Annotated in this window: 26 protein-coding genes and 1 riboswitch; of the genes, 12 read left to right on the forward strand and 14 right to left on the reverse strand. The window is 72.7% G+C overall.

Features of this window, described 5'->3' with window-relative positions; all coding sequences use genetic code 11:
- The first annotated feature begins 323 nt into the window (after positions 1-323).
- Positions 324-1,835 (forward strand): phytoene desaturase family protein, encoded by a 1,512-nt coding sequence (locus tag AC0B9F_RS01220; protein ID WP_471998126.1) that lies wholly within the window; start codon positions 324-326, stop codon positions 1,833-1,835.
- Positions 1,836-1,851: 16 nt separating this feature from the next.
- Here the strand turns inward: AC0B9F_RS01220 and AC0B9F_RS01225 are convergent, their stop codons facing one another.
- The 6 genes from AC0B9F_RS01225 to AC0B9F_RS01250 form a co-directional block, all read right to left on the reverse strand.
- Positions 1,852-2,790: an SCO2102 family sporulation regulator gene (locus AC0B9F_RS01225; RefSeq protein WP_471998127.1), complete on the reverse strand. Its 939-nt coding sequence runs from the start codon at positions 2,788-2,790 to the stop codon at positions 1,852-1,854.
- 56 nt (positions 2,791-2,846) lie between these two features.
- The gene (gene metF, locus AC0B9F_RS01230) at positions 2,847-3,770 is read right to left on the reverse strand and encodes a methylenetetrahydrofolate reductase [NAD(P)H] (protein ID WP_471998128.1); all 924 of its coding nucleotides are present in this window, start codon (positions 3,768-3,770) and stop codon (positions 2,847-2,849) included.
- A gap of 150 nt (positions 3,771-3,920) precedes the next feature.
- Entirely contained in the window at positions 3,921-4,571 is a 651-nt protein-coding gene (gene thiE, locus AC0B9F_RS01235; RefSeq protein WP_471998129.1) for a thiamine phosphate synthase, read from the reverse strand.
- Between the two features lie 1,660 nt (positions 4,572-6,231).
- Positions 6,232-6,597, reverse strand: coding sequence for an Rv2175c family DNA-binding protein (locus tag AC0B9F_RS01240; RefSeq protein ID WP_471998130.1), 366 nt, complete (start codon positions 6,595-6,597; stop codon positions 6,232-6,234).
- Between the two features lie 135 nt (positions 6,598-6,732).
- Entirely contained in the window at positions 6,733-7,971 is a 1,239-nt protein-coding gene (locus AC0B9F_RS01245; protein WP_471998131.1) for an NAD(P)/FAD-dependent oxidoreductase, read from the reverse strand.
- A 32-nt stretch (positions 7,972-8,003) separates the two neighbouring features.
- Positions 8,004-8,375: an avidin-fold protein gene (locus AC0B9F_RS01250; protein WP_471998132.1), complete on the reverse strand. Its 372-nt coding sequence runs from the start codon at positions 8,373-8,375 to the stop codon at positions 8,004-8,006.
- A 52-nt stretch (positions 8,376-8,427) separates the two neighbouring features.
- Positions 8,428-8,541, forward strand: a riboswitch (TPP riboswitch).
- On the opposite strand from AC0B9F_RS01250, the gene thiO reads away from it, so the two are divergent.
- The 6 genes from thiO to AC0B9F_RS01280 all read left to right on the forward strand — a co-directional run bounded on the left by thiO (position 8,539) and on the right by AC0B9F_RS01280 (position 14,586).
- The gene (thiO, locus tag AC0B9F_RS01255) at positions 8,539-9,729 is read left to right on the forward strand and encodes a glycine oxidase ThiO (protein ID WP_471998133.1); all 1,191 of its coding nucleotides are present in this window, start codon (positions 8,539-8,541) and stop codon (positions 9,727-9,729) included. It overlaps the preceding riboswitch by 3 nt.
- The gene (gene thiS / locus AC0B9F_RS01260) at positions 9,726-9,926 is read left to right on the forward strand and encodes a sulfur carrier protein ThiS (protein ID WP_471998134.1); all 201 of its coding nucleotides are present in this window, start codon (positions 9,726-9,728) and stop codon (positions 9,924-9,926) included. The genes thiO and thiS overlap by 4 nt, the downstream gene beginning before the upstream one ends.
- 3 nt (positions 9,927-9,929) lie before the next feature.
- Positions 9,930-10,724 carry a thiazole synthase gene (locus AC0B9F_RS01265; protein ID WP_471998135.1) on the forward strand — a complete coding sequence of 265 codons (795 nt, stop codon included), beginning with the start codon at positions 9,930-9,932 and terminating at the stop codon, positions 10,722-10,724.
- 116 nt (positions 10,725-10,840) lie between these two features.
- Entirely contained in the window at positions 10,841-12,805 is a 1,965-nt protein-coding gene (gene pknB / locus AC0B9F_RS01270; RefSeq protein ID WP_471998136.1) for a Stk1 family PASTA domain-containing Ser/Thr kinase, read from the forward strand.
- Between the two features lie 179 nt (positions 12,806-12,984).
- Positions 12,985-13,881 carry a deoxyribonuclease IV gene (locus tag AC0B9F_RS01275; protein WP_471998137.1) on the forward strand — a complete coding sequence of 299 codons (897 nt, stop codon included), beginning with the start codon at positions 12,985-12,987 and terminating at the stop codon, positions 13,879-13,881.
- A gap of 198 nt (positions 13,882-14,079) precedes the next feature.
- Positions 14,080-14,586, forward strand: coding sequence for a DUF4396 domain-containing protein (locus AC0B9F_RS01280; protein ID WP_471998974.1), 507 nt, complete (start codon positions 14,080-14,082; stop codon positions 14,584-14,586).
- 20 nt (positions 14,587-14,606) lie between these two features.
- On the opposite strand, the gene AC0B9F_RS01285 is transcribed toward AC0B9F_RS01280, so the two are convergent.
- Entirely contained in the window at positions 14,607-15,239 is a 633-nt protein-coding gene (locus AC0B9F_RS01285; RefSeq protein WP_471998138.1) for a sulfite oxidase-like oxidoreductase, read from the reverse strand.
- 185 nt (positions 15,240-15,424) lie between these two features.
- Between AC0B9F_RS01285 and bfr the strand changes: the two genes are divergently transcribed.
- Entirely contained in the window at positions 15,425-15,904 is a 480-nt protein-coding gene (gene bfr, locus AC0B9F_RS01290) for a bacterioferritin (RefSeq protein ID WP_471998139.1), read from the forward strand.
- Positions 15,905-15,983: 79 nt separating this feature from the next.
- On the opposite strand, the gene AC0B9F_RS01295 is transcribed toward bfr, so the two are convergent.
- The 3 genes from AC0B9F_RS01295 to AC0B9F_RS01305 form a co-directional block, all read right to left on the reverse strand.
- Positions 15,984-16,217: a (2Fe-2S)-binding protein gene (locus AC0B9F_RS01295; protein ID WP_471998140.1), complete on the reverse strand. Its 234-nt coding sequence runs from the start codon at positions 16,215-16,217 to the stop codon at positions 15,984-15,986.
- A gap of 191 nt (positions 16,218-16,408) precedes the next feature.
- A complete protein-coding gene (locus tag AC0B9F_RS01300) occupies positions 16,409-17,758 on the reverse strand; it encodes a class II 3-deoxy-7-phosphoheptulonate synthase (protein WP_471998141.1) in 1,350 nt (449 codons plus the stop codon).
- A 118-nt stretch (positions 17,759-17,876) separates the two neighbouring features.
- Positions 17,877-19,349, reverse strand: a complete 1,473-nt coding sequence (locus AC0B9F_RS01305; protein WP_471998142.1) for a hypothetical protein — start codon at positions 19,347-19,349, stop codon at positions 17,877-17,879.
- Between the two features lie 85 nt (positions 19,350-19,434).
- On the opposite strand from AC0B9F_RS01305, the gene AC0B9F_RS01310 reads away from it, so the two are divergent.
- Together AC0B9F_RS01310 and AC0B9F_RS01315 are read left to right on the forward strand one after the other, a co-directional pair.
- Positions 19,435-19,491, forward strand: coding sequence for a trp operon leader peptide (locus AC0B9F_RS01310; protein ID WP_471998975.1), 57 nt, complete (start codon positions 19,435-19,437; stop codon positions 19,489-19,491).
- A gap of 98 nt (positions 19,492-19,589) precedes the next feature.
- Complete coding sequence (locus tag AC0B9F_RS01315; protein WP_471998143.1) at positions 19,590-21,512, forward strand: anthranilate synthase family protein; 1,923 nt, start codon at positions 19,590-19,592, stop codon at positions 21,510-21,512.
- Between the two features lie 90 nt (positions 21,513-21,602).
- On the opposite strand, the gene AC0B9F_RS01320 is transcribed toward AC0B9F_RS01315, so the two are convergent.
- The 4 genes from AC0B9F_RS01320 to AC0B9F_RS01335 form a co-directional block, all read right to left on the reverse strand.
- Positions 21,603-22,631 carry a 6-phosphofructokinase gene (locus AC0B9F_RS01320; protein WP_471998144.1) on the reverse strand — a complete coding sequence of 343 codons (1,029 nt, stop codon included), beginning with the start codon at positions 22,629-22,631 and terminating at the stop codon, positions 21,603-21,605.
- An 89-nt stretch (positions 22,632-22,720) separates the two neighbouring features.
- Complete coding sequence (locus AC0B9F_RS01325; RefSeq protein ID WP_471998145.1) at positions 22,721-23,398, reverse strand: response regulator; 678 nt, start codon at positions 23,396-23,398, stop codon at positions 22,721-22,723.
- Positions 23,395-24,618: a MacS family sensor histidine kinase gene (macS, locus tag AC0B9F_RS01330; RefSeq protein WP_471998146.1), complete on the reverse strand. Its 1,224-nt coding sequence runs from the start codon at positions 24,616-24,618 to the stop codon at positions 23,395-23,397. The genes AC0B9F_RS01325 and macS overlap by 4 nt, the downstream gene beginning before the upstream one ends.
- Before the next feature lie 30 nt (positions 24,619-24,648).
- Positions 24,649-25,395 carry a lysophospholipid acyltransferase family protein gene (locus tag AC0B9F_RS01335; RefSeq protein ID WP_471998147.1) on the reverse strand — a complete coding sequence of 249 codons (747 nt, stop codon included), beginning with the start codon at positions 25,393-25,395 and terminating at the stop codon, positions 24,649-24,651.
- A 169-nt stretch (positions 25,396-25,564) separates the two neighbouring features.
- On the opposite strand from AC0B9F_RS01335, the gene AC0B9F_RS01340 reads away from it, so the two are divergent.
- Positions 25,565-26,344 (forward strand): alpha/beta hydrolase, encoded by a 780-nt coding sequence (locus AC0B9F_RS01340; RefSeq protein WP_471998148.1) that lies wholly within the window; start codon positions 25,565-25,567, stop codon positions 26,342-26,344.
- Positions 26,337-26,915, forward strand: a complete 579-nt coding sequence (locus AC0B9F_RS01345; protein ID WP_471998149.1) for a hypothetical protein — start codon at positions 26,337-26,339, stop codon at positions 26,913-26,915. Before AC0B9F_RS01340 ends, AC0B9F_RS01345 begins: the two co-directional genes overlap by 8 nt.

Genomic DNA, 26,915 nt, shown 5'->3' on the forward strand with positions numbered 1-26,915 from the left:
CGTACGTCCCCCCGTGAGACCCCCGTGGTGCGGTCGTTCCCGGGGTCTCCCCCGTGTCTCCCTCGTGTCTCCCCCGTGTCTCGCTCCCGCCGGCGACCGCCGGCGGAAGGAGCGGATCGAGGGCCGCCGAGGTTCCGGCGCCCCGTGTCGCCGGTACTTCGGCCGTGCCCCTTCTCCGTGTTCTCCACTCTCTCGTTCATGCAGGTCCGGGCCCATCCGCGCACCTACTCATCTCGCCGGCTGAGTACGGATACTCAGACGTGCGCACTCATGCCCAGGGCACTCGGTCGGCGCTGTCAGTGGGGCCGGATAAAGTCGCAGGCATGGCACGGATTGCGGTGATCGGCGCCGGGATGGGCGCGATGGCGGCCGCTGCCCGGCTGGCCGTCGCGGGCCACCGGGTGGTGGTGTACGAGCGGTCGGACACATACGGCGGAGCGGTGCGCCGCTTCGAGCGGGACGGGTTCCGCTTCGACACGGGCCCGGGGCTGCTGCCGCTGCCCGCGGTGTGGCGGGACCTGTTCGTCAAGACCGGCAAGGAGCCGCTGGAGAGCTGCGTCGATCTGGTGCAGGTCGACCCGGCCTCGCACCACGTCTTCCCCGACGGCACGCGCGTGTCCTTGCCGAACGCCTCCCGCGCGGGCGTGGTCGCCGCCCTCGACGAGGCGCTCGGCAAGGGCGCCGGTGAGCGCTGGGGCGACTTCCTGGTCCGGGCGCGCGAGACGTGGGACCGCACCCGCCGGCCCTTGCTGGAGGAGCCCCTGTGGCCGAACTGGCGGGTGCTGGCGGACCAGGAGCCCTACCCGGCGCTGGAGCGCAAGCGGCTGCTGCGGACGCGGAAGGCGGCGACGCTGGAGCAGATCGGGATGTGGGAGCTGGGGGACGAGCGGCTGGGGGCGCTGCTGGAGAGTTGCGTGCTCGGATACGGCCTCGATCCGCGGACCGCCCCGGCGAGCGCCGCCGTCCTGCCGTACATGGAGCATGCCTTCGGCATCTGGTACGTGCGCGGCGGCATCAGGGAGCTCGCCCGTGCGGTGTACGAGCGGTGCCTGGCGCGCAAGGTCGAGTTCGTCTTCGGCGCCGAGGTCACCGGCATCGTGGAGAAGGACGGCCGGGCGGCGGGAGTCGAGCTCGCCGACGCGACCGTGGCCGAGGCCGACCATGTCGTGGCCGACGTCGATCCGGTGCGGCTGGCCGCGCTGACGGACCGTCCGCTGGATGACGGGAGCGATGTGCGGCCGAACCCGGTGTCGCCCACGCCGGGGCGGTTCACCGTCCTGCTGGCGCTGCGCGGCGCCCGTGAGCCCGGCGCCGCGCATCGCACGGTGGTCCACCCGCCGGCTCCCGAGTCGGAACTGGACTTCCTGGTCGCCCCAGGTGGCGACCTGCCGCCGCGTCCCACGGTGACGGTGCTGCGCCCGGCCGACCCCACGCTCGCCCCGGACGCAGGCCACGAGTCCGTGGTGCTCTCCGCGGTGGTGTCGACCGAGGCCGGCTGGGAGGACGAAGGCACGATCCGGCGCTACACGGACCATCTCCTTCAGGCCGCCGGTGACGCGATGCCGGCGCTGCGCGAGCGAGTCCTCTGGCACGAGGTGCGCACGCCCGTGCACACCGAAGGGGAGACGGGCGCCCACTTCGGCGCCGTGCCCGCCCCCGCACTCGCCGCCGGCCAGGGACGGTTCCTGCACCCGGCCAACACCACCCGCCTGCCCGGCCTCTACCGCGTCGGCGGCTGGTCGCACCCCGGTGGGGGGCTCCCGCACGCCGGGATGTCGGGTGCTCTGGTCGCCGGGCTCATCGTCGAGGGGCCGGAGTTCCGCGGCTCCCAGTGAGGACCGCGGGGCGGCGTCAGAAGCGGTACTGCTCGTCGAAGCCGTGGCCGGCCTGCTGCTGGCCGGTCCCGGTGCCCTGCTGGTAGGGGTACGGCTGCTCCTGCGGGGCCTCGCCGCCGTAGGAGTCGTCGGTGCGCTGCTGCGGGACCCACACGCCGTCGGGCGGCGTCTGGTCGTAGCCGCCGAGGTAGGCGTCCTGCCCGTAGCCCTGCTGGTCGTACGAGCCGCCGTAGGTGGTGTCGTACGAGGCGCCGCCGTAGGTCTGCGTGCCGATGTACGGGTCGGAGTAGGCGGCGTACTGCTGCTGGCCGGTGGTGTCGTAGCCGTACTGGCCGTAACCGGAGTAGTCGTAGCCGTAGGACGACTGCTCCTCGGCGGCGGGCTGGGCCGTCGACGCGTAGGCGGTGGAGGACGCGGGGTGGCCGTAGACGCCGTAGGAGCCGGTGTCGTCCGGAATGGGCTGCGGCTCGTAGACCATGGTCGACTCGGCGGCCGTGGCGGCGGCCGGACGAACCGGGGTGAAGACGTCGTCGTGGTCGTCGTCGGAGCCGTAGGACATGGCGTCGGGGGCGAAGGCGCCACCGTGGTGCGCGTCCGCCGCTTCGGTGTGTTCCGCGTCGGCCGCCTCCGGATCGGAGACCTCCAGCGTCGGGTCCCGGCGCTCGGACCGGCCCCGGCGTCCCTTCACGGGCCCGGCGTCCTTGCGGCGGACCGCCCAGCCCGCGGCGAAGCCCCGCCGGAACGACAGCGTGACGTAGGTCTGCCCGATGGCGAACGCCGCCGCGCCCAGCCCGATGACGACGACCGACGGGATCAGTACCCCGAGGACGACGCCGAGGAAGCCGGTGAACGCGAGCAGCCGCCAGCGAAGGCGCGCCTTGTACTGCAGCAGCACTTCACCGAGCAGCCACAGCGCGACGCCGCCGAACGCGATGTAGAGGACCGTCCAGCCCATGTACGCCCCTCTCCCAGTGGCCGCACCGCAGTGTGTCGTACGGCGGTGCGGCCGGTCTAGGCCTGCGGAGGGTGGTGCAGGCCCAGGTTCTCGTGGATTTCCAGCGTCGCCGTGGAGTTGTTGAGCGTGATGAAGTGCAGACCCGGCACTCCCTCGGCCAGCAGCCGAGCGCAGAACTCCGTGGCGAAGTCGATGCCAATGGAGCGTACAGCGGCCGGATCGTCCTTTGCTGTGAGGATCCGTTCTTTCAGCTCGTCCGGGAAGGCGGCGGTGCTCAGCTTGGGCAGCCGCTCCAGCATTTTCATGCTGGTCACCGGAAGGACCTCCGGGATCACCGGGGTGTCGCAGCCTGCCGCGGCCACGCGGTCACGCAGGCGCAGATAGGACTCGGGGTGGAAGAACATCTGTGTGATGGCGTAGTCCGCGCCCGCTCGGCACTTGTCGACGAAGTGCCGGATGTCGGTGTCCCAGTCGGTGGAGCGCGGGTGCATCTCCGGGAAGGCGGCGACGCCCACACAGAAGTCGCCCGACTCCTTGATGAGCCGGACGAGGTCGGCGGCGTACGTCAGGCCCTGCGGGTGCGGCACCCACTCGCCCATGGGGTCGCCGGGCGGGTCGCCGCGCACGGCGAGCATGTTGCGGATGCCCGCGTCGGCGTACTGGCCGATGATGTTGCGCAGTTCGGCGAGGGAGTGGTTGACCGCGGTGAGGTGGGCGACCGGCGTGAGCGTGGTGTCCACGACGATCTGCTGGGTCTCCTTGACCGTGGTGGTGCGGGTGGTGCCACCGGCGCCGTAGGTGACGGAGACGAAGTCGGGGGCCATGGCCTCGACCCTGCGCAGCGCGTTCCACAGGTTCCGCTCACCGGCCGGCGTCTTGGGCGCGTAGAACTCGAACGAGTACGTCGGCTTGCCGGTGGCGAGGATGTCGCGCACGGTACGGGCGCGATCAGTCCTGGTGGATGCGGTTCCTAGGGCCATACGGGCAGGTTAGCCAGGGGTGGACGGTCCCCCAACCGAAAGCGGGAAATTTGCCCGAATTGTCGGGTTGTTGTCCACCCCTTGGACATTCATGAGACGACGACGGGTGAGCCGCGGGGAGCCGAGGCCTGCCGTCACCGCCCCGGCGCCTCAGAGCCGGCGCAGCCGCTTGGCGAACTCCGCCGCGGCGGCACCGGGGTCCTGCGCCTCGGTGATCGCCCGGACGACGACGACACGGCGGGCGCCCGCCTCCAGCACCTCGTCGAGGTTGCCGAGGCCGATGCCGCCGATGGCGAACCAGGGGCGGTCGGTGCCGAGCGCGGCGGTGTGCCGGACCAGGTCGAGGCCGGGGGCTTGCCGTCCCGGCTTGGTGGGGGTCGGCCAGCACGGGCCGGTGCAGAAGTAGTCCACGCCCTCCTGGACGGCGGCGGCCTCGGCCTCCGCCGCGGCGTGGGTGGAGCGGCCGATCAGCACGTCGTCGCCGAGGATCGCGCGGGCCGCCGGGACCGGGAGGTCGCCCTGTCCGAGGTGCAGGACGTCGGCCCGGGCCGCGTGGGCGACGTCCGCGCGGTCGTTGACCGCGAGGAGCTTGCCGTGGCGGGCGCAGGCGTCGGCGAAGACGCTCAGGTGCTCCAGTTCCTCGGCAGCCTCCATGCCCTTGTCGCGCAGCTGCACGATGTCGACCCCGCCGGCGAGGACGGCGTCGAGGAACTCGGGCAGGTCGCCCTGGCGCCTGCGGGCGTCGGTGCACAGGTAGAGCCGGGCGTCGGCGAGGTGGGCGCGAGCGGTGGCGGCGGTCATGCGTGGTCCCCCCGGGGGGTGCGGTGTCCGGATCGTACGGGGCGCGGCTGTGCGGGGCGGCGGCGCGCTCCGCGGACCCGGCCCACGGACGCGCCCCAGGAACGTATCCCGCGAACCGTTTCGACCGGGAGACCGGGCCCCGCGTCGACGGACACCGGACCACCGGCCGCAGCGGCCACCACGAGGGAAGCCGCAACCCCGCAGCCGTCGGCTACCAGCGGGACCGTCCTCCGGCCGCGGGCTGCGTTCGAGCGGGCGTGGGCCTGGGCTGCGGCGACGGATTGCACTCGGGTCGGGAAGCGGGGCTGGGTTACGGCGGCCCCAGGGCTGAGCTGCGGCGCCACTTGCCACGGGGCTGGGCTGCGGGCAGGGGCGGGCCTGGACCTGTGCAACGGCGCGGTCCGGCGACAAGGCTGGACCCCGGAGGCGAGCTGCGTTCGAGGGGCCTGAGCCTCGGCGGGCGGGTCCTCCGGTGCGGGGCCCTTGGACTGCGGCACAACCTTGCGACGGGGTCGTATTCGGGGGGCGGGCTGGGACACGGGACTGGGCTGCGGGCAGGGGCGGATTTCCGGCGGGCCTGGGCCTGAGCAACGGCGCGGTCCGGCGACAAGGCTGGACCCCGGAGGAGAGCTGCGTTCGAGGGGCCTGAGCCTCGGCGGGCGGGTCCTCGGGTGCGGAGCCCTTGGGCTGCGACACGACCTTGCGACGAGGCCGTATTCGGGGCGCGGGCTGGGTCAGTGGTTCTGAGTTGGGGCCTGCGGCGCAGGCTTGCGGCGGGGCTGGGCACGGTCTGGGTTCGGGCGGGCCCGGGCACTGCGGCGCCGGTTGGCGACGAGGCCGGACTCCCGGGGGCGGGGGCCCGCGCTCCCGGCCCGGAGCATCGGCGCGAGCTTCCCGTGGACCGGGGCTTCGCAGCGCGCGGCTGGATCCCGGCACGGCCGGGCGGTCGTACGGCCCCTCGGATCAGTTCCGGAAAGGCCGGGCGGTCGTGCGCACGCACCGGACGGACGCAGCGGGCCGTCCCGGACCCGTGCGCGGCGCGGCCGAAACGACCCCTCCGAATCAGCCCCCGCGACGAAGCCCAGCCCGGCTGGAGCAACTCCCACTGCCCTCTGCACAGCAGTCGGCGTTCCGCAGGCCACGCCTGCCGAGCCCCAGCCCTCAGGCCACGGCTGCCCCGCCACAAGCCCCGCAGCCCACCGCCGCCCCAGCCGCAGCTCTCGGGCCACGCCGCAGCCCACCGCCGCCCCAGCCGCAGCTCTCGGGCCACGCCGCCGACCGTCGGCCTCGGGCAGCGCTAGTCGGGCGCAGCCCCCAGCGCAGGCCCACCCGACAGCCCGCGGCCGCGGGCCACGCCTCGGGCAGCGCTAGTCGGGCGCAGCCCGCAGCGCAGGCCCACCCGGCAGCCCGCGGCCGCGTGGCCACCGGCGCCGCGCCACACGCCCCGCCGGCGCCGCGCCACACCCGCCGGCGCCGGGCCACACGCTCGGCCGGCGCCGGGCCACACGCCCCGTCGGCGCCGGACGCGACCGTCACCGCGCCCCGCCAGTGGCCGCGCCGCGTAACCCGAGAAGCCGCGGCCGTGGGCATACCTGGCCCTGGCCGCGGCCCTCGGTGAGGGCCGTGGCCCATGGGTCGGACGGTTGTCAGTCTGTGTGCGTCAGACGGCGAGCGCCTGGGCGCGGCGCTTCACCTCCGTGCCGCGATTCTCGCTCAGCGCCTGCGCGGGCGTACCGGGCAGGCTCGGGTCCGGCGTGAAGAGCCACTCCAGCATCTCCTCGTCCGAGAACCCGTCGTCCCGCAGGAGCGTCAGGGTGCCGGTCAGGCCCTTGACGACCTTGTCCCCGTCGATGAAGGCGGCGGGGACGTGCAGCGCGCGGTTCTCACCGCGCCGTACGGCGATGAGCTGGCCCTCCTTGACCAGCTGCCGGACACGCGTCACCTCGACGCCGAGCATCTCGGCGATGTCGGGCAGGTTGAGCCAGGCGGGGACGAGAGCATCGATCTTTGCGTCAATCTCGGTCACGGGACAAGCCTGCCATCTGCCACTGACAGTCGGAAGTCGGGCCCGTCCACCTGGGCCATCCACGCCGTCGTCCGCCCCTCCGTCCACCCCGCCGTCCACCGGGCCGTCCACCAGGAGCGACATCACCCGGGTGGCTCAGGCCGTGGCCGCCTTCAACGGCCTCGCCGGGTCCGCCAGCAGCTGGGGATCCATCGCCGTGCCCGCCTCGATCAGCCGCCGCGCCTGGGCCAGATCGCGGGGACGGCCCACCGCCAGCAGGGCGACCAGCCGCCCCTCGCGCAGCCAGCACACCGTCCAGGCCGGCCCGGACGCGTCACCGCGCCACACGGTGCGGTCGGCGGCGGTGTGATGCCCGGCGTACTGAACGAAGCGGCCGAACTGCTCGGACCAGAAGTACGGCACCGGGTCGTACTCCGCGGGCGTGTCGCCGACGATGTTCGCGGCGACCGTGCGGGGGCCCTGGAGGGCGTTGTCCCAGTGGTGGACGAGCAGACGTTCGCCGTAGCGGGCGGAGGGGAAGGAGGCGCAGTCGCCGACCGCGTACACGTCCGGCAGCGAGGTGCGCAGATGCGCGTCGGCCACGACCTCGCCGCGCGGCCCCAGTTCGATGCCGGAGCCGGCCAGCCAGCCGGTCGCGGGCCGCGCGCCGATGCCGACGACGACCGCGCCGGCGGGCAGCCGGGTGCCGTCGTCGAGGACCACCACGCCCTGCTCGACGCCCGCCACGCGCGCGTGGGTGCGCAGCTCGACGCCGGCGTCGGCGTACCAGGCGGTCATCGGCGCGGCGACCTCGGCGGGCAGCGCCCCGGCGAGCGGGCGGTCGGCTGCCTCCACGACGGTGACCGCGCAGCCCGCCTCACGCGCGGCCGTGGCGAACTCCGCGCCGATCCAGCCGGCGCCGACGACCACGATGTCGTGCTGCAGGGCGAGCACCGGGCGCAGCCGCTCGGCGTCGTCCAGGGTGCGCAGCAGGTGCACCCCGGGCACGCCCTGCGCGCCGGGCAGGGTGATCGGTTCGGCGCCGGTGGCGAGCACGAGGACGTCGTAGGGGACGGGTCCGGCCCCGGTGTCGAGTTCATGGCCGGCGGGGCGCAGGCCCAGCACCTCGCAGCCGAGCCGCAGCTCGATGCCCAGCGCCTCGAAGTCCACGTCGAAGGCGGAGCCCTCGGCCGTGCCGAGCAGGACGGCCTTGGACAGCGGGGGCCGGTCGTAGGGCTGGTGGGGCTCGGCGCCGATCAGCGTGACGGTGCCGGTGAACCCCTGATCGCGCAGGGCCACCGCGGTCTGCACCCCGGCCATGCCCGCGCCCACGACGACCACGCGCCGCGCCTGCGCCGTCGCCGGTGTGCCCCGTTGCTGCGTCTGCTCGCTCACCTGATCACCATAGACACCTGACAGAGCGTCAGTCAGCGCTCCTGTGCCGTGACCTGCTCCACACGCGCGTGCAGCTCCTCCACCACGCTGGTGCCGCTGCCGTCCTGGGACTCCCACTCCCAGGTCTCCTCCAGCCGCAGCCGCCCGTCGGGCAGCTCCACGACCGTGGAGACGCAGTGCCCGCAAGACGTCGTCCCGTCCTGCTTGAGCTGCACGTACCGGAAGTCCAGCCGGTCCCCCTCCCGGGTGCCCACGAGATGGCCGCGCACCACGTCGCCGCCGGCGTACTCGGCCCAGATCTCGCCGCCGCGCTGGTGGTAGGTGAAGCGGGTGCGGGTGCCCACCTGACCGGGCGCCTGGTCGGCGACCGGGGCGAGGACGAGACCGTCGAGGGACCGGGTCATGACGGAAGGCTCCCTTACAGACACGCAGCGGCACGGGCTAGGGTGGCCACCGTAAAGCACTCGCGGGAGCCCGGACGCACCGGGCTGAGAGGGAGGCTGGGACGGCCTCCGACCGTACGAACCTGATCCGGGTCATGCCGGCGAAGGGAGGGGCTGGACGCCCATGTCGCCTACGCGTACGTCAGACGTCCTCGTCATCGGGGGCGGGATCATCGGGCTGGTCACGGCCTGGCGGGCCGCACAGAGGGGGTTCACCACCGCGGTCGTGGACCCCGAGCCCGGCGGCGGCGCCGCGCAGGTGGCGGCCGGGATGCTGGCCGCCGTCACGGAACTGCACCACGGCGAGCAGACGCTGCTCGGCCTCAACCTCGCCTCGGCGCGCCGCTATCCGGACTTCGCGGCCGAGCTCACCGACGCCACCGGCCACGACCTCGGCTACCGCCGCAGCGGCACGCTCGCCGTGGCCCTGGACGCCGACGACCGCGCCCATCTGAAGGAACTGCACGCCCTGCAGCGGCACTCGGGCCTGGAGTCGGAGTGGCTGTCCGGCCGGGACTGCCGGCGGCTTGAGCCGATGCTCGCGCCGGGCGTGCGCGGCGGGCTGCGGGTCGACGGCGATCACCAGGTGGACCCGCGCCGGCTGGCGGCCGCGCTGGTCACCGCCTGCGAGCGGGCCGGGGTGGTGTTCCACCGGACCCGGGCCGAGCGGCTCACGGTGGTGCGCGAGCGCGCGGCGGGCGTCGTCACGCGCGAGGGCGAGGAGCTGGGCGCAGGGCAGGTCGTGCTCGCGGCCGGCAGCCTGAGCGGACGTCTCGCGGGCGTGCCGGAGGCCGTGCTGCCGCCGGTGCGGCCGGTGAAGGGGCAGGTGCTGCGGCTGGCCATGCCTCACCACCGCACGCCGTTCCTGAGCCGGACCGTGCGCGCGGTGGTGCGCGGCGGCGCGCTCTATCTGGTGCCGCGTGAGAACGGTGAGCTGGTCGTCGGCGCGACCAGCGAGGAGATGGGCTGGGACACCACGGTCACCGCGGGTGGTGTCTACGAGCTGCTGCGCGACGCCCACGAGCTGGTGCCCGGCATCACCGAGCTGCCGCTGACGGAGACCCGGGCCGGACTGCGCCCCGGCTCCCCGGACAACGCGCCGCTGCTCGGCCCGACCGCGCTGGACGGGCTGCTGCTGGCCACGGGGCACCACCGCAACGGCGTCCTGCTCACCCCGGTCACCGGCGACGTCCTCGCCCACGCCCTCGTCACCGGTGAGCTGCCCGAGGAGGCCCGCCCCTTCACCCCGAAGCGCTTTTCCCCCGCAGCGGCCGCGCAGCAGCCCGCACGCACCCTCACGGAGCAGCCCGCATGAACATCTCCGTCAACGGTGAGCCCCGCCGCATCGAGCCCGGCACGGCTCTCGACACGGTCGTGAAGTCGCTCACCGCGGCCCCCTCCGGGGTGGCCGCCGCCCTCAACGAGACCGTCGTCCCGCGCACCCGGTGGGCCGCCACGGCCCTCGCCGAGGGCGACCGCGTCGAGATCCTGACCGCCGTCCAGGGAGGCTGAACCATGGCTGACGACCCCTTCGTCCTCGGCGGCACGCCGCTCACCTCCCGCCTGATCATGGGGACGGGCGGCGCGCCCAGCCTGGAGGTGCTGGAGCGGGCGCTGGTCGCCTCCGGCACGGAGCTGACGACCGTGGCGATGCGGCGGGTCAACCCCGACGTGCACGGCTCGGTGCTGTCGGTGCTGGACCGTCTCGGCATCCGGGTGCTGCCGAACACCGCCGGCTGCTTCACCGCCGGGGAGGCGGTGCTCACGGCCCGGCTGGCCCGGGAGGCACTGGGCACGGACCTGGTCAAGCTGGAGGTCATCGCCGACGAGCGCACGCTGCTGCCGGACCCGATCGAGCTGCTGGACGCGGCGGAGACGCTGGTCGACGACGGGTTCACGGTGCTGCCGTACACCAACGACGACCCGGTGCTGGCGCGCAAGCTCCAGGACGTCGGCTGTGCGGCGATCATGCCGCTGGGCTCGCCCATCGGTTCCGGTCTCGGGATCCGCAATCCGCACAACTTCCAGCTGATCGTCGAGCACGCGCGCGTACCGGTGATCCTGGACGCGGGGGCGGGCACGGCGTCGGACGTGGCGCTGGCGATGGAGCTGGGCTGCGCGGGTGTGATGCTCGCCTCGGCGGTGACGCGGGCACAGGAGCCGGTGGTGATGGCGGAGGCGATGCGGCACGCGGTGGAGGCGGGACGGCTGGCGTACCGGGCGGGCCGCATTCCCAAGCGGCACTTCGCCGAGGCGTCCTCGCCCACCGAGGGCGTCGCCCGGCTGGACCCGGAGCGGCCGGCCTTCTGAAGCCCCCGGCCGGAGCGTGCCGCCGGTGCGCGCGACACGTCACAGGTCGGCTGCAGTCACCCCCCTGGCCGGGAGAAACGGCCGGGGTGTCGGTGACGGCTCGTACACTCGCCTGCGTGGATACGACCCTCTCGGACCCCCTCGTCGGGCAGGTGCTCGACGGCCGGTACCGCGTCGACGCGCGGATCGCGGCCGGCGGGATGGCCACGGTCTACCGGGCCCTGGACACCCGTCTGGACCGCGTGCTCGCGCTGAAGGTGATGCACCCGGCGCTCGCGGCCGACGCCTCGTTCGTCGAGCGGTTCATCCGGGAGGCGAAGTCCGTCGCCAGGCTGGCGCACCCCAATGTGGTGCAGGTCTTCGACCAGGGCGCCGACGGCAGGTACGTCTATCTGGCGATGGAGTACATCGCCGGCTGCACCCTGCGCGACGTGCTGCGTGAGCGCGGGGCGCTGCAGCCGCGCGCCGCGCTGGACATCCTGGAGCCGGTGCTGGCCGCGCTGGGCTCCGCGCACCGGGCGGGGTTCGTGCACCGGGACATGAAGCCGGAGAACGTCCTGATAGGGGACGACGGCCGGGTCAAGGTCGCCGACTTCGGGCTGGTGCGCTCGGTGGACACCGTCACCAGCACCACCGGCGAGGTGCTCGGCACCGTTTCCTACCTGGCGCCGGAGCAGATCGAGCACGGCACCGCCGACCCGGGCGTGGACGTGTACGCGTGCGGTGTGGTGCTGTACGAGATGCTGACCGGTGGCAAGCCGCACGACGGCGACTCCGCGGCGGCCGTGCTCTACAAGCATCTGCACGAGGACATCCCGGCGCCTTCGACGCTGGTGCCGGGGCTGCCGTACGGGCTGGACGAACTGGTCGCGGCGGCCACCGCCCGCGAGCCCGAGGTGCGTCCGCGCGACGCGGTGGCGCTGCTGGCGCGGACGCGCGAGGCGCGGGCCGGGCTGAGCGAGGAACAGCTGGACGCGGTGCCGCCGCAGGCGCTGACCGCGGCGCACGACATCGCCGACGACCGCACGAGCGTGATCCCGCGCGCACTGACCGCCCCCACGCTCGACTTCGCTCGCGCGGGGGGACCCCCTTCGCGTCCGCTGCCGGTGAACGAGGACGGTGAAGCGGCCGCGCTGAACCGCACCAGCCGCTTCGAGGCCCCACCGCCCGCTCCCCCGCGGCGAGGCCTGTCGCGGTCGCGGCGGCGGCTGATCACCCTGGTCGCCGCCGTGCTGCTGGTGTTCGGCGTGGGCGCGGGGGTCTGGTACATCAACTCCGGCCAGTTCACCAAGGTGCCGCCGCTTCTGGCGCAGTCCGAGACGCAGGCGAAGAAGCGGCTGGAGCAGTCCGGTCTGGAGACCGGCAAGGTCACGTACGCGTACAGCGACACCATCAGGCGGGGCCGGGTCATCAGCACCGACCCGGAGCCGGGCGCCCGCATCCGTGACCACGACGCGGTGCGACTGACCGTGTCCAAGGGCCCGGAGACGGTGAAGGTGCCCGATCTGCAGGGCTACAAGCTGGACAAGGCCCGGTCGGTGCTGAAGGACAGCGGACTGGAGCCGGGCATGATCAACCGGGAGTTCAGCGACGAGGTGACGCGCGGCTCGGTGATCGGCACCGATCCCGAGGCGGGTACGGTGCGCCGCGCCGGCTCGGCGGTCGCGCTCACCGTCAGCAAGGGCAGCGCGGTCGACATCCCGGACGTCACCGGGTCCGACCTGGCGGACGCCCGGTCCCAGCTGGAGGAGGCCGGCCTGAACGTGAAGGTGGCCCCGGAGCGGGTGAACTCGGAGCTGGACGCCGGGCAGGTCGCCGCGCAGTCCCCGGACTCCGGCGGTCAGGCCGCCGAGGGCGACACGGTGACGCTGACCTTGTCGAAGGGGCCGCAGATGATCGAGGTCCCGGACGTGGTCGGCGACAGCGTCGACGACGCCAAGCAGGCCCTGAAGGACGCCGGTTTCGGTGTGAAGGAGGACCGCGGGCTGCTCGGCCTGTTCGGCGACACGGTGAAGAAGCAGTCCGTGAAGGGCGGCGAGAAGGCGCCGAAGGGATCGACGGTCACGATCACCATCCGCTGACCTCCGTGCCCCGCTGTCCGCTGGCTTCCGCGCCCCGCCGTCCGCTGACTTCCGCGCCCCGCCGTCCGCCGGCGTCCGTGCCCGCCGTCCGCGCCCGCTGTCCGTCCGCCGCCCGGCGGTGACCGAGGCCACCTCGGCCGCGTGAGGGGGCACGCCGACGGCCATGGCAGGCTGAACGGGTGACACCTCCCTCCCCCTTGCGCAACCCCGTCGGCTCGCACGTCCCGGTGGCCGGCGGACTGCACTCCGTCGGGCTGTCCTACGCCCGTGACCTGGGCGCCGAGACCGTGCAGGTCTTCGTCGCCAACCCGCGCGGCTGGGCCACGCCCGCCGGGAACCCGCGTCAGGACGAGGCGTTCCGCTCGGCGTGCGAGGCCGGGTCGATCCCGGCGTACGTCCACGCGCCGTACCTGATCAACTTCGGCTCCCACACGGAGGCGACGGTCGAGAAGTCGGTCGAGTCGCTGCGGCACTCGCTGCGGCGGGGGCGCGAGATCGGGGCGCTCGGCGTGGTCGTGCACACCGGCAGCGCGACCGGCGGCCGGCACCGGGAGGTGGCGCTGAAGCAGGTGCGCGAGCACCTGCTGCCGCTGCTGGAGGAGCTGACCCACGACGACGACCCGTTCCTGCTGCTGGAGTCCACGGCCGGTCAGGGCGCCTCGCTGTGCTCGCGGACCTGGGACTTCGGGCCGTACTTCGACGCGCTGGACCGGCATCCGAAGCTCGGCGTGTGCCTGGACACCTGCCACATCTTCGCCGCCGGACACGATCTGACCGGACCGGACGGCGCGCACCAGACGCTGGATCTGCTGGTGGACACGGTCGGCGAGGGGCGGCTGAAGCTGATCCACGCCAACGACTCGAAGGACGTGGTGGGCGCGCACAAGGACCGGCACGCGAACATCGGCGCCGGGCACATCGGTGAGGACGCGTTCCGCGCGCTGCTGACCCACCCCGCCACCGACGGCGTGCCGCTGGTCATCGAGACGCCCGGCGGCAAGGAGGGACATGCGGCGGACGTGGAGCGGCTGAAGAAACTCCGCGACTCGCTCCCCGGCTCGCTCCTCGACTCATAAAGCGTTGAGGAATACCCCAGGGGGGTATACGGTTCCTGTCATCGCAGGAACCGTTGCCCGACGTTGGGGGAAGTCATGCAGCACGAGGCGCACACCGAGCACGCCCATCACCGCGAGGCGCACAGCCACGAGGGCCACGGCCACGAGCACCACGCCGACCACGCCGACCACGCCGACCACGCCGACCACCTGGACCACGTGGACCACGGCAGCCACAGCGGCCACGCTCACGGCGGTCACGCTCACGGCGGTCACCACCACGCGCCGTCCGCGAGCTGGGCGATGGCCGCGCAGGCCACCCTGCACTGCCTCACCGGGTGCGCCATCGGGGAGGTGCTGGGCATGGTGATCGGCACCTGGCTCGGGTGGGGCAACGTGGCGACGATGGTGCTGGCGATCGCGCTGGCCTTCGTCTTCGGCTACTCCCTCACACTGCGCGGCGTCCTGAAGGCCGGCGTGGACTTCCGTACGGCCTTCAGGGTGGCGCTGGCCGCGGACACCCTGTCGATCGCCGTGATGGAGCTGATCGACAACGGCGTGATCGCGCTGTGGCCGGCCGCGATGGACGCCCACCTGGACGACCTGCTGTTCTGGGGCGCGCTGGCGATCTCGCTGGCGCTGGCGTTCGTCGTGACGACCCCGGTGAACAAGTGGATGATCGGCCGCGGCAAGGGCCACGCGGTGGTGCACCAGTACCACCACTGACCGCGGCGCACCGCCAGGACTCAGAGCTCGGGGCCGTCCCCGGGCTCTTCCTGGTAGGAGTAGCGCTGTTCCTTCCAGGGGTCGCCGATGTTGTGATAGCCGCGCTCCTCCCAGAAGCCGCGGCGGTCGGCGGTCATGTACTCGACGCCCCGCACCCACTTGGGGCCCTTCCAGGCGTACAGATGCGGCACGACCAGCCGGAGCGGGAACCCGTGCTCGGCGGTCAGCAGCTCGCCGTCCTTGTGGGTGGCGAACAGGGTGCGCCCGGCGGTGAAGTCGGCGAGGCGGAGATTGGAGCTGAAGCCGTACTCCGCCCACACCATCACATGGGTGACCTCGGGCGCGGGCGGCGCGATGTCCAGCACGGCCCGGGCGGGGACGCCGCCCCATTCCGCGCCGAGCATGCTGAACTTCGTCACGCAGTGCAGATCGGCGACGACCGTGGTGTACGGCAGGGCCGTGAACTCCTCGTGGGTCCAGCAGTGCTTCGCGCCGTCGGCGGTGGCGCCGAACACCCGGAACTCCCAGCGTTCGGGCCGGAACTTGGGCACCGGCCCGTAGTGCGTGACCGGCCAGCCCCTCTGCATACGCTGTCCCGGCGGAAGCTCGGACCGTGCCGCTTCTCCAGACTCTCGCTCCACCGGATGACCCATGTATCCATCCTGACAGACCGGGAGCGGTGCACAGGACCAGCCGGTCACCGAACCGGACAACTCGCTGCGAATTCCGCCAAGCATGCACTTACCTACTAAGTGCGCACTTACTGGACGATCCACGAGGCCGGTGCAATCATGCCGCCGCAACCTCCCGATCCCCCAGGTGGAAGGAGCCCGCCGCGATGCAGGGCGACCCCGAGGTCATCGAGTTCCTCAACGAGCAGCTGACCGGTGAGCTGACCGCGATCAACCAGTACTTCCTGCACGCGAAGATGCAGGACAACTTCGGCTGGACCAAGCTCGCCAAGTACACGCGGCACGAGTCGTTCGACGAGATGAAGCACGCCGAGGTGCTCACCGACCGGATCCTGTTCCTGGAGGGGCTGCCGAACTACCAGCGGCTGTTCCACGTACGGGTGGGTCAGACGGTCACGGAGATGTTCCAGGCCGACCGCCAGGTCGAGGTGGAGGCGATCGACCGGCTCCGGCGCGGCATCAAGGTGATGCGCGAAAAGGGTGACATCACGTCCGCGAACATTTTCGAGGACATCCTCGCCGACGAGGAGCACCACATCGACTACCTCGACACCCAGCTGGAGCTGATCGAGAAGCTCGGCGAGGCGCTCTACATCGCGCAGCTGATCGAACAACCGGAGAGCTAGCCAGGTGATCGAGCAGCCGCAGAGCCAGGCGGGGGATCGGGCAGCCGCAGAGCCAGCCGGGGATCGAGCAGCCTGGAGTTCAGGCCGCCTCGTCCAGACCCGGCAGCTCCGTGAGCACCGGCTGACCCTGGTCGGCGAGCTCGCGGCGCGGGCAGGAGCCCCGGCCCAGCAGCGCCTGGATGCGGCGGACGCAGGAGCCGCAGTCGGTGCCGGCCTTGCAGGCGGAGGCGATCTGGCGGGGGGTGCAGGCGCCGTTCTCCGCGTGCTGCTTGACCTGGGCCTCGGTCACACCGAAGCAGCTGCAGACGAACACGCGGGTCACCTCCCGGTCGGTCGGGGTCGTGCCATCCCGACCCTTGATCGGTGAGGCTAACCTAACCTTACCTGTCGTGCGGGGGCCGCAAAAGAGCCGTGGGGCGCGGATCGTATGTGATCCGCGCCCCACTTCCTGGCCGAGAACAACCCCTGCCGGGCGGCCCCGTCACTGGCCGCCGTGCAGGTCGCTCACTGGTCCCGGTACATCTCCGCGACCAGGAACGCCAGGTCGAGCGACTGGCTGCGGTTCAGGCGCGGGTCGCAGGCCGTCTCGTAGCGCTGGTGCAGGTCGTCGACGAAGATCTCGTCGCCGCCGCCCACGCACTCCGTGACGTCGTCGCCGGTCAGCTCGACGTGGATGCCGCCCGGATGCGTGCCGAGCTCCTTGTGCACCTCGAAGAAGCCCTTGACCTCGTCGAGCACGTCGTCGAAGCGGCGGGTCTTGTGCCCGGAGGCCGCCTCGAAGGTGTTGCCGTGCATCGGGTCGGTCACCCAGGCCACGGTGGCGCCGGAGGCGGTGACCTTCTCCACCAGCTCGGGCAGCTTGTCGCGGACCTTGTCGGCGCCCATGCGGACGATGAAGGTCAGCCGGCCCGGCTCCCGGTCGGGGTCGAGGCGCTCGATGTACTGCAGCGCCTCCTCGGCCGTCGTGGTGGGGCCGAGCTTGATGCCGATCGGGTTGCGGATCTTCGAGGCGAACTCGATGTGCGCGTGGTCCAGCTGCCGGGTGCGCTCACCGATCCACACCATGTGCGCCGAGACGTCGTACAGCTTCCCGGTGCGCGAGTCGACGCGGGTCAGCGCCGACTCGTAGTCGAGCAGCAGCGCCTCGTGCGAGGAGTAGAACTCGACCGTCTGGAACTCGGCCGGGTCCGTGCCGCAGGCCCGCATGAAGTTCAGCGCGTTGTCGATCTCGCGCGCCAGCTGCTCGTAGCGCTGCCCGGACGGCGACGACTTCACGAAGTCCTGGTTCCAGGCGTGCACCTGGCGCAGGTCGGCGTAGCCGCCGGTGGTGAAGGCGCGCACCAGGTTCAGCGTCGACGCCGACGCGTGGTACATGCGCTTGAGGCGCTCCGGGTCCGGGATGCGCGCGGCCTCGGTGAAGTCGAAGCCGTTGACGGAGTCGCCCCGGTACGTCGGCAGCGTCACGCCGTCACGGGTCTCGGTCGGCTTCGAGCGCGGCTTGGAGTACTGGCCGGCGATGCGGCCCACCTTCACAACGGGGACGGACGCGGCGTACGTCAGTACGGCGCCCATCTGGAGCAGCGTCTTCAGCTTGTTGCGGATGTGGTCGGCGGACACGCCGTCGAATGCCTCGGCGCAGTCGCCGCCCTGGAGGAGGAACGCCTCTCCCTTGGCGACGGCCGCCATCCGGGCGCGCAGCTGGTCGCACTCGCCCGCGAAGACGAGCGGCGGATACGACTCGAGGTCCGCGATCACTGCGCGCAGAGCCTCGGGGTCGGGGTACTCGGGCTGCTGCGCCGCGGGCAGGTTTCGCCAGGTGTTGCCAGCGCTGGAGCTGGTTGCGTTCACGGTCACGCCCTCAACATTACGGGGTCACCGCACGCGTCCAGGCCCTGGCTCACAGGATGAGACGGACGGGTCCGCCGCGCGGCCGGCGCGCGGCGGACCCGTCCGGGCCGTCCTCCCGTGGCCGTCAGTGCAGGTCCTGCACCGCCGGATCGGTGAAGCCGACGGAGAACACCGCGCGCAGGGAGAGGTTGTCCGCGCCCTGGTAGCCCAGGCACGCGTCACCCTCCCCGGTGGCGGCCTGGAACTCGGGGTGAGCCGCCCGCAGGGTGCTGCCCGCGCAGATGCCTTCGGTCAGTCCCCACACCTCGTCGACCTGCTCGGCGTCGAGTTTCGGCCAGTAGCTGAGGGCCTGCGGCGGGCCCGCCGACCAGTTGCCGCCAGCCGCGCAGGTGGTGCCCGCGCGGGTGTCGCCCGCCCAGGTGTGCGAGTACACGCCGGGCTGGGTGCCGCAGCCCTTGTGGAAGGCGAAGTTCAGCACGCCCCGGTCGTCGGTCCAGGTCATGCCGCCCTGCAGGCCCCGGTAGCGGGAGGCGGCCCAGGCGTCCTGGATCACCGACGTGCCGCCGGACATGTTGAGCAGTCCGGGGTAGGAGGCCGACCCGGCCGGGTTCAGCTGGTAACGCACCACGCGGCCGCCGTCGGCGTACCCCTGCCACTCGCCGGCGACCAGCTTGTAGGGCGCCCCGCCGGTCTTGTCCAGGGACAGCCAGGAGAAGCACAGATGCCCGGGGTCGATGGTGTGGCCCGAGCAGTCCGAAGGGGTGCCCGCCTGCTTGTAGTAGTGCACCTGCGGCAGCACGTACGGGTAGCCGCAGGCGCTGGAGCGGCCGGCGCCGTCGATGCCGTAGGTGCTCACACCGGAGCCGTAGGTGTCGGCCTTGGCGAGCTTGTTGAGGTCGAAGACCCGGATGCCGTTCGCGGTGTCCGTGACGTACAGGTAGTTGGCGTACCAGACGATGCCGCCGCCGTGGCCGGTGACGAACCGGAAGTTCGTGCCGGAGCCGGTGGGCTCGGCGAGCAGGACGTGACGGTACTTGCCGGTGTCGCGGTCGAGCAGGGTGAGCTTGAGCAGGTTGTCGGTCTTGCAGCCGGTGGACGTCTCGTCGCTGAGCGTGCGGTAGTGCCAGGCGACCGCCAGGACGTGCCGGCCCTGGATGGCGCCGTCGGCGCCGTCGGCGGTGCCGGTGCTGCTCATGCCCTGCGGCCACCAGTGCGGGCTGGTGTCGTCGGTGTGGGCCTGCGACCAGCACCAGGCCGTCCTGGTGCCCACCGGGGGCAGGGCCTTGGTCTCGGTGCCGGTGCAGGAGCGCATCGAGCGCAGGTTCAGCCAGGGGTCGCTCGCCCCGGCGGAGTTCCTGGTGAGGTCGGTGGTGACCACGTCGGAGAGACTGGCGTGGCTTGTGAGGTAGTTGGTGTAGAGGTTGTTCGCGGCCGACACGGAGCTGGTGTCGGTCAGCTTGAACTGATCGCCGGTGAGAGACAGTTGCGTCATCGTCGGCGCGTCGGCGGCGGCGGCCGGACGGACGGTCAGAGCCGTCAGCAGCGCCGCGGTGGCCACGAGCCAGGCGAGCAGCCTGGATCCCCGTATGAGTCCCATGCAGACCTTCCGTGGAATCGATAGGGACATGCCAAAAGGCAGACGGGGATCGTAACCCTCCGCGGCATCGGGTAGGGTGCCGGGCATGTTCGCGCAACTCGTCCAGAACTGGTGGTGGACCGCTCATCCGGCGGCCCACTGACTGCGCGTACGCAAGACTTCGCGAAGGCCGCCCGAGGGGCGGCCTTCGGTGTGTCCGGGGTCGTTCCTCTCCATCGACAGATCGAGAAGGACCCCCGCATGAACCTGACGGACCTGCTGTCCGACCCCCGCCCCTTCGCGCTGCTGCGCCGCCGCACCCCCGGTCACCGCGGGGACGTGGTCGAGCTGCTGATCGGCCCGGTCGCCCACTACGACCGCCTCGCCGACCTGCCCGACGAGTGCCTGGCACTGGTGCCGTTCCGGCAGATCCGCGAGCGCGGCTTCGACGTCCGCGACGACGGCACACCGCTGGCGGCGCTGGTCCCCGAGGAGCGGCACACGCTGCCCCTGGACACCGCGCTCGCCGAGCTGCCCACGCACGCGGTGCGGGTCGAGGACGGCGGCTTCGACATCGACGACGAGGAGTACGGCGCGATCGTCGCGCGGGTGCTGCGCGAGGAGATCGGCCGGGGCGAGGGCGCGAACTTCGTCATCCGGCGTACCTACGAGGGCGGCATCCCCGGATTCGGGAGGGCCGACGCGCTCGCGCTGTTCCGGCGGCTGCTGGCGGGCGAGCGGGGCGCGTACTGGACGTTCGTCGTGCACACCGGGGACCGCACGCTCGTCGGCGCCAGTCCCGAGGTGCACGTGCGGATGTCGGGCGGGACGGTCGTGATGAACCCGATCAGCGGGACGTACCGCTATCCCGCCGAAGGGCCGACGCCGGAGCATCTGCTGGACTTCCTCGCCGACGGCAAGGAGATCGAGGAGCTGTCGATGGTCGTCGACGAGGAGCTGAAGATGATGTGCACCGTCGGCGACATGGGCGGGGTCGTCGTCGGCCCGCGGCTGAAGGAGATGGCCCACCTCGCGCACACCGAGTACGAGCTGCGCGGCAGGTCGACGCTGGACGCGCGGGAGGTGCTGCGCGAGACGATGTTCGCGGCGACGGTGACCGGCTCGCCGGTGCAGAACGCCTGCCGGGTCATCGAGCGCCATGAGCCCCCCGGGCGGGACGGCGCGGGACGCGGTTACTACTCGGGCGCCCTGGCCCTGCTCGGCCGGGACTCCGGCGGCGCGCAGACCCTCGACTCCCCCATCCTCATCCGCACCGCCGACATCGCCGCCGACGGGACGCTGCGGGTCGCGGTCGGCGCGACGCTGGTGCGCGGCTCGGACCCGGCGGGCGAGGTCGCCGAGACCCACGCGAAGGCGGCGGGCGTCCTCGCCGCCCTGGGCGTACGGCCGTCCCGCCCGCGCGAGGAGCGGGGGCGGCCCCGGCTCGCGGACGACCCGCGGGTGCGGGCGGCGCTGGACGGGCGGCGGGCGTCGCTCGCGCCGTTCTGGCTGCGGATGCGGGAGTCGTCGGCGGAACTGACCGGGCACGCCCTGGTCGTCGACGGTGAGGACACCTTCACGGCGATGCTCGCGCACGTCCTGCGGGCCGCCGGCCTCACCGTGACCGTCCGCCGCTACGACGAGCCGGGCCTGCGCCCGGCGGTCCTCGCGCACGACGGCCCGGTGGTGCTGGGCCCCGGCCCGGGCGACCCCCGCGACCGGGACGACCCCAAGATGCGCGTCCTGCGGGACCTGACCGCGGCCGTCCTGCGCGAACACCGGCACGGCGTTCTCGGCGTCTGCCTCGGGCACGAGCTGATCGCGGCCGAGCTGGGCCTGGACCTGGTGCGCAAGGAGGTGCCGTACCAGGGGGCGCAGACGGTGATCGACCTGTTCGGGCGGGACGAGACCGTCGGCTTCTACAACAGCTTCGTCGCCCGCTGCGACGACGAGAGCGCCGAGGAGCTGGCCGCGCACGGCATCGAGGTGAGCCGCGGCGCGTCCCACGAGGTGCACGCCCTGCGCGGGCCGGGTCGTGCCGCGGGTGCGCCGATGAACGCGTTCGCGGGCGTCCAGTTCCACCCGGAGTCGGTGCTGTCGCTGAACGGCGCCGCGGTGGTGCGGGAGCTGCTGGGCCGGCTGCGGGGCACCAGCACGTTCTCCGAACGGCGGCCCGCGCTGTAGTCGGGGGTCGGAGGGCCGCTTCACCGGCTCGGAGGCCGCTTCAAGGAGGTCGGAGGGCCGCTTCACGGGGGGCCGGCCTGGACGTGCCGGTCAGCCGAAGAACACCCCGACCTCCTCGTACAGCGCCGGTTCCACCTTCTTCACCCGGGCCGTCGCCTCGGAGATCGGCACCCGGACGACGTCCGTGGCGTGCAGGGCGACCATCGTGCCGAAGTCGCCCTCGTGCACGGCGTCGATGGCGTGCAGGCCGAAGCGGGTGGCCAGCCACCGGTCGAAGGGGCTGGGCGAGCCGCCGCGCTGGATGTGGCCGAGGACCGTCGTGCGGGCCTCCTTGCCGGAGCGGTGCTCGATCTCCCGGGCGAGCCACTCGCCCACCCCCGACAGCCGCACCTGCCCGAGCCCGCCGGCCGGCGTGTGCTGGAGCACCATCGACCCGTCCCGCGGACGCGCCCCGTCGGCGACGACGACGATCGGCGCGTAGGACGCCCGGAAGCGGGAGGTGACCCACGCGCACACCTGGTCGACGTCGAAGGGCTGCTCCGGGATGAGGATGACGTTCGCGCCGCCGGCCAGGCCCGAGCGCAGCGCGATCCAGCCCGAGTCGCCGCCCATCACCTCCACCACCAGCACCCGCTTGTGGGACTCGGCGGTGGTGTGCAGCCGGTCGATCGCCGCGGTCGCCACGGAGACGGCCGTGTCGTAGCCCACCGTGTAGTCGGTGCCGGACAGGTCGTTGTCTATGGTCTTCGGTACGCCGACCAGGGGCAGCCCGTACTCGTCCGCGAGGCGGGCCGCGGTGCCCAGCGTGTCCCGGCCGCCGATCGTGATCAGCGCCTCGACCTCGTGCTTGGCCAGGTTCTCCCGGATCCGGCGGACACCGTCCGGGTGGTCCAGCGGGTGGGTGCGCGAGGAGCCGAGGATGGTGCCGCCGCGCGGCAGGGTGCCGCGCACCTGGGCGATGCCGAGCGGGACGGTGTCGCCGTCCAGGGGGCCGCGCCAGCCGTCCACGAAGCCGACGAACTCGTCGCCGTACTCCTGGACGCCCTTGCGGACGACGGCGCGCACCACGGCGTTGAGGCCCGGGCAGTCACGGCCTCCGGTCAGTACTCCGACGCGCATGGGATGTCCCTTCGCGGACGTCACGCTGCTGCTCCCCACGAGCTGCTGCTCTCCACGCTAGCGGTGCGGCGGGGCCGGGCGCGGGCGACTCACTCGTCGTCGAGACCGCGCTCTATCGCGTACCGCACCAGCTCCACCCGGTTGTGCAGCTGGAGCTTGCCGAGGGTGTTCTGCACATGGTTCTGCACGGTGCGGTGGGAGATGACGAGACGCTCGGCGATCTGCTTGTAGCTCAGGCCCTTGGCGACCAGCCGCAGCACCTCCGTCTCGCGTTCGGTGAGCCGGGGCGCGCTCGGCTCGTCGGCGTCCGGGGCGGCCCCGGGTTCGGAGGCCAGGCGCCGGTACTCGCCGAGGACCAGCCCGGCCAGGCCCGGGGTGAAGACCGGGTCGCCGGCCGCGGTGCGGCGCACGGCGTCCAGCAGCTCCTCGGTGGAGGCCGACTTCAGCAGGTAGCCGGTGGCGCCGGACTTCACCGCCTCCAGGACGTCGGCGTGCTCGCCGCTCGCGGACAGCACCAGCACGCGCAGCGCCGGGTCGGCGGCGACGACCTCCTTGCAGACCTGGACGCCGGGCTTGGCGGGCAGGTTCAGGTCGAGGACCAGCACGTCAGGCGCGGCGGCCTTGGCGCGGCGCACGGCCTGCTCGCCGTCGCCGGCGGTGGCGACCACCTCGAAGCCGGACTCGCCGAGGTCGCGGGCGACGGCGTCGCGCCACATCGGGTGGTCGTCGACCACCATGACCTTGATCGGATCCTGCTGCTCGCTCATCGCTGCTCCGCCTTCCCCCGTGCGGCCGTCGCCTTCGGTACCTTCAGTTCCACTTCGGTGCCCTGCCCGGGCGTCGAGATCAGTTCGGCGCTGCCGCCGAGGTCGCGCAGCCGGCCGCGGATCGACAGGGCGACACCGAGCCGCCCCTCCCCCTCGGCCTGCGCGAGCCGTCCCTCGGGGATGCCGGGGCCGTCGTCGCGCACGGTCACCACGACCTCGCCGGGCTCGTCCTCCAGCAGGATCCAGGCCCGCGCGCCGGCTCCCGCGTGGCGGCGGACGTTGTCCAGCGCCGCGCCGACCGCCGCGGCCAGCTCCCGCGCGGCGAGCGGCGGCAGCGGCACCGGCGCGCCGGGCTCGGCGAAGGAGACCCGGTCCGCGGCGTACGGCGCGAGCAGCGCGCGCAGGTCGACCGGGCCGGCGTCGTCGTCCGGTTCCTCCACGGCCCGCACGAACGCCCCCTCGGCGGCGTCCTCGGACACCCGGGAGAGGGGCACCAGACCGCCGGAGACCAGGGTGCGCAGCGCCACCTCCTGCTCGCCGGCCAGCCGGCCCAGTTCGCCCGCCTCACCGCCGAGCGCGGCGCCGCGCCGCTTCACCATGGCCAGCACCTGCAGCACGCTGTCGTGGATGTCCCGGGCGAGCCGCTCGCGCTCCCTGGTCGCTGCCTCGATCTCCAGGGCGCGGGCCAGGGTGCGTTCGGAGGCGCGGGCCACCTCGACGACGTAGCCGATGGCGATGGAGGCGACCCAGACGAGGATCACGTTGTGGACGGTGTCGCGGGCCGGGGCGCCGCGCTCGATCAGGTTGGCGACGGCGACGAGGGTGGAGGCGTACGCCGCCCAGCGCCAGCCGCCCTTGATGGCGAAGGCCAGCACGGAGCCGGCGGTCCATATCGACGGCAGCGTCGGGCCGCCGTCCACGATCCGCTGGTGGGCGTCGGCGAGCGGGGTGAGCAGGATGCCGGCGAGCGCCACGGTCAGGTCGGCGGCGAGGAAACGCCGGCTGCAGGCCTGCGCGTTCGCCACCCTGGGCAGGGTGGCGAGGGTCCACACGCACAGCACCGCGAAGTACGCGATGGCGAGCCACGGGCGGGTGAAGCGGTCGTAGGCGGTGGCGAACAGGCCGACCGCGTACAGCGTGGTCAGCACCCGGTAGGCGGTCAGCGCACGCCACAGCGGCAACTCGACCGACATGCGCATGACGCGCTCGCGCCTGGCCATGTCCCCCTCCCCCGTCGGTCCGCGCGCCCCTTAGGCGTCCTGCTCCTTCTTCGCCTGTTCCTTCTCGGCCTTCGCCAGCGCGGCCTCGGCCTCCTTCTGCGCCTTCGCCGCCTCCGCGATCTGCCGCTTGGCGGCGGTCGCGTACATGTCGACGTACTCCTGGCCGGAGAGCTTCATGATCTCGTACATGACCTCGTCGGTCACCGCGCGCAGCACGAACCGGTCGTGCTCCATGCCCTGGTAGCGGGAGAAGTCGAGCGGCTTGCCGATGCGGATGCCGGGCCGCATGACCTTCGGGACGACCTTCCCGGGCGGCTGGATCTTCTCCGTGTCGATCATCGCGACGGGGATCACGGGCGCGCCGGTGGCGAGCGCCACGCGCGCGAGCCCGCCCGGCTTGCCGCGGTAGAGACGGCCGTCGGGCGAGCGGGTGCCCTCGGGGTAGATCCCGAACAGCTCGCCGCGCTCCAGCACCTCTATACCGCTCTTGATCGCGGCCTCACCGGCACCGCGCGCCCCCGAGCGGTCCACCGGGAGCTGGCCGACGCCCTTGAAGAACGCCGCCGTCAACCGGCCCTTGACCCCCGGAGTGGTGAAGTACTCGGCCTTCGCGATGAACGTGACCTTGCGGTCGAGCACCGCGGGCAGGAAGAACGAGTCGGAGAAGGAGAGATGGTTGCTCGCCAGGATCGCCGGACCCTCGGCCGGGACGTTCTCCAGGCCTTCCACCCAGGGCCGGAAGACGAGCTTCAGCGACCCTCCGATAGAAACCTTCATCGCGCCGTACAACAACCGAGTGCCTCCTGTATGTGTCGAACAGACCTTAACCCGGTGGGCCGCGAACAGCCCGACGCCCCTGGTCGGTGTCAGTGCCGTCGCGTACGGTGAAGCTCACCTGGAAGTCTCGGGAGTCGTGCACACCCTTCTCACGAACAGGAGACCGACCGTGCCGGTCCTTCCTGGAGCCGAGCCGTACCGCCACGAGGGCGGGGAGGTGGGGGTCCTCCTCTGCCACGGCTTCACCGGTTCCCCGCAGTCGCTGCGCCCCTGGGCTCACCACCTCGCCGAGCACGGACTGACCGTCTCGCTGCCGCTGCTGCCCGGGCACGGCACCCGCTGGGAGGACATGCAGGTCACCGGCTGGCCCGACTGGTACGCGGAGGTGGACCGCGAACTGCGCGCCCTGCGGGAGCGGTGCACGCGCGTCTTCGTGGCCGGCCTGTCCATGGGCGGCGCGCTCGCCCTGCGGCTCGCGGCGCGGCACGGGGACGCCGTCGAGGGCGTCGTCGTGGTCAACCCCGGGAACAAGGTGCACGGCCTCGCCGCGCACGCCCTGCCCGTCGTACGTCACCTGGTGCCGGCGACGAAGGGCATCGCCAGCGACATCGCCAAGCCGAACAGCACCGAACTCGGCTACGACCGGGTGCCGCTGCACGCGGCGCACTCGCTGCGGAACTTCTTCCGCCTGGTCGACCGCGAGCTGCCGCAGGTCACGCAGCCGCTGCTGCTCCTGCGCAGCCCGCAGGACCATGTGGTCCCGCCGGCCGACTCGGCGCGCATCCTCAGCCGCGTTTCGTCCACGGACGTCACGGAGATCCTGCTGGAACAGAGCTACCACGTGGCGACGTTGGACCACGACGCGGACCGCATCTTCGCCGAGAGCCTCGCGTTCATCGGCCGGCTCGCACCCAGCTTCGGCAAGGAAGGGACGGCGGCAGGTGGCTGAGCACGACTCGGAGCGCGAGGAACGCGAGGGCCGCGAGGAACGCGAGCCCCAGGAGCAGAACGTGCCCTTCGACGAGGACGCCGCCTGGAAGGCGATCATCGCGGCCTACGGCGAGGAGCCGCCGGACCCGCCGGGCAGCAGGCCGTATCGATCGGTGGAGGACCTGGCGCTCCCGGAACCCGCCACGGACGACGAGCCCCAGGAGCGCAAGCCGGCGAAGCCGGCCCGGCCGCTCGGCAGCTCGATCTCCTTCGCGCCCGGCCTCGGCCCGCGTGACCACAGCGCCCCGGAACCCTCCGACGACGACTTCGACGAGGACGACGAGGGCCACTTCGTGCCGCCGGAGCCGCCGCCGCTGCCCGAGGCGGACGCCACGGCGAAGTTCGCCTGGCTGGGCGTGATCGGCGGCCCGCTGCTGCTCCTGCTGGCGGTGCTGCTGCGCTGGGAGATGACCTGGTGGCTGGCGACCCTCTCGGTCGGCGGCTTCCTCGGCGGCTGCGTGACGCTGGTGGTGCGGATGCGGACGGACGACGAGGACGACGGGGACCCCGGGCGCGGGGCCGTCGTCTGA

Source organism: Streptomyces sp. NPDC097129, from assembly GCF_055668065.1.

Bases quoted from the DNA above. Each gene is read 5' to 3' on its own strand.
- AC0B9F_RS01220 (WP_471998126.1), top strand. From the start codon at position 324: ATGGCACGGATTGCGGTGATCGGCGCCGGGATGGGCGCGATGGCGGCC.
- AC0B9F_RS01225 (WP_471998127.1), bottom strand. From the start codon at position 2,790: ATGGGCTGGACGGTCCTCTACATCGCGTTCGGCGGCGTCGCGCTGTGG.
- metF (WP_471998128.1), bottom strand. From the start codon at position 3,770: ATGGCCCTAGGAACCGCATCCACCAGGACTGATCGCGCCCGTACCGTG.
- thiE (WP_471998129.1), bottom strand. From the start codon at position 4,571: ATGACCGCCGCCACCGCTCGCGCCCACCTCGCCGACGCCCGGCTCTAC.
- AC0B9F_RS01250 (WP_471998132.1), bottom strand. From the start codon at position 8,375: ATGACCCGGTCCCTCGACGGTCTCGTCCTCGCCCCGGTCGCCGACCAG.
- thiO (WP_471998133.1), top strand. From the start codon at position 8,539: ATGTCGCCTACGCGTACGTCAGACGTCCTCGTCATCGGGGGCGGGATC.
- thiS (WP_471998134.1), top strand. From the start codon at position 9,726: ATGAACATCTCCGTCAACGGTGAGCCCCGCCGCATCGAGCCCGGCACG.
- AC0B9F_RS01265 (WP_471998135.1), top strand. From the start codon at position 9,930: ATGGCTGACGACCCCTTCGTCCTCGGCGGCACGCCGCTCACCTCCCGC.
- AC0B9F_RS01285 (WP_471998138.1), bottom strand. From the start codon at position 15,239: ATGGGTCATCCGGTGGAGCGAGAGTCTGGAGAAGCGGCACGGTCCGAG.
- bfr (WP_471998139.1), top strand. From the start codon at position 15,425: ATGCAGGGCGACCCCGAGGTCATCGAGTTCCTCAACGAGCAGCTGACC.
- AC0B9F_RS01305 (WP_471998142.1), bottom strand. From the start codon at position 19,349: ATGGGACTCATACGGGGATCCAGGCTGCTCGCCTGGCTCGTGGCCACC.
- AC0B9F_RS01315 (WP_471998143.1), top strand. From the start codon at position 19,590: ATGAACCTGACGGACCTGCTGTCCGACCCCCGCCCCTTCGCGCTGCTG.
- AC0B9F_RS01320 (WP_471998144.1), bottom strand. From the start codon at position 22,631: ATGCGCGTCGGAGTACTGACCGGAGGCCGTGACTGCCCGGGCCTCAAC.
- AC0B9F_RS01325 (WP_471998145.1), bottom strand. From the start codon at position 23,398: ATGAGCGAGCAGCAGGATCCGATCAAGGTCATGGTGGTCGACGACCAC.
- macS (WP_471998146.1), bottom strand. From the start codon at position 24,618: ATGGCCAGGCGCGAGCGCGTCATGCGCATGTCGGTCGAGTTGCCGCTG.
- AC0B9F_RS01335 (WP_471998147.1), bottom strand. From the start codon at position 25,395: ATGAAGGTTTCTATCGGAGGGTCGCTGAAGCTCGTCTTCCGGCCCTGG.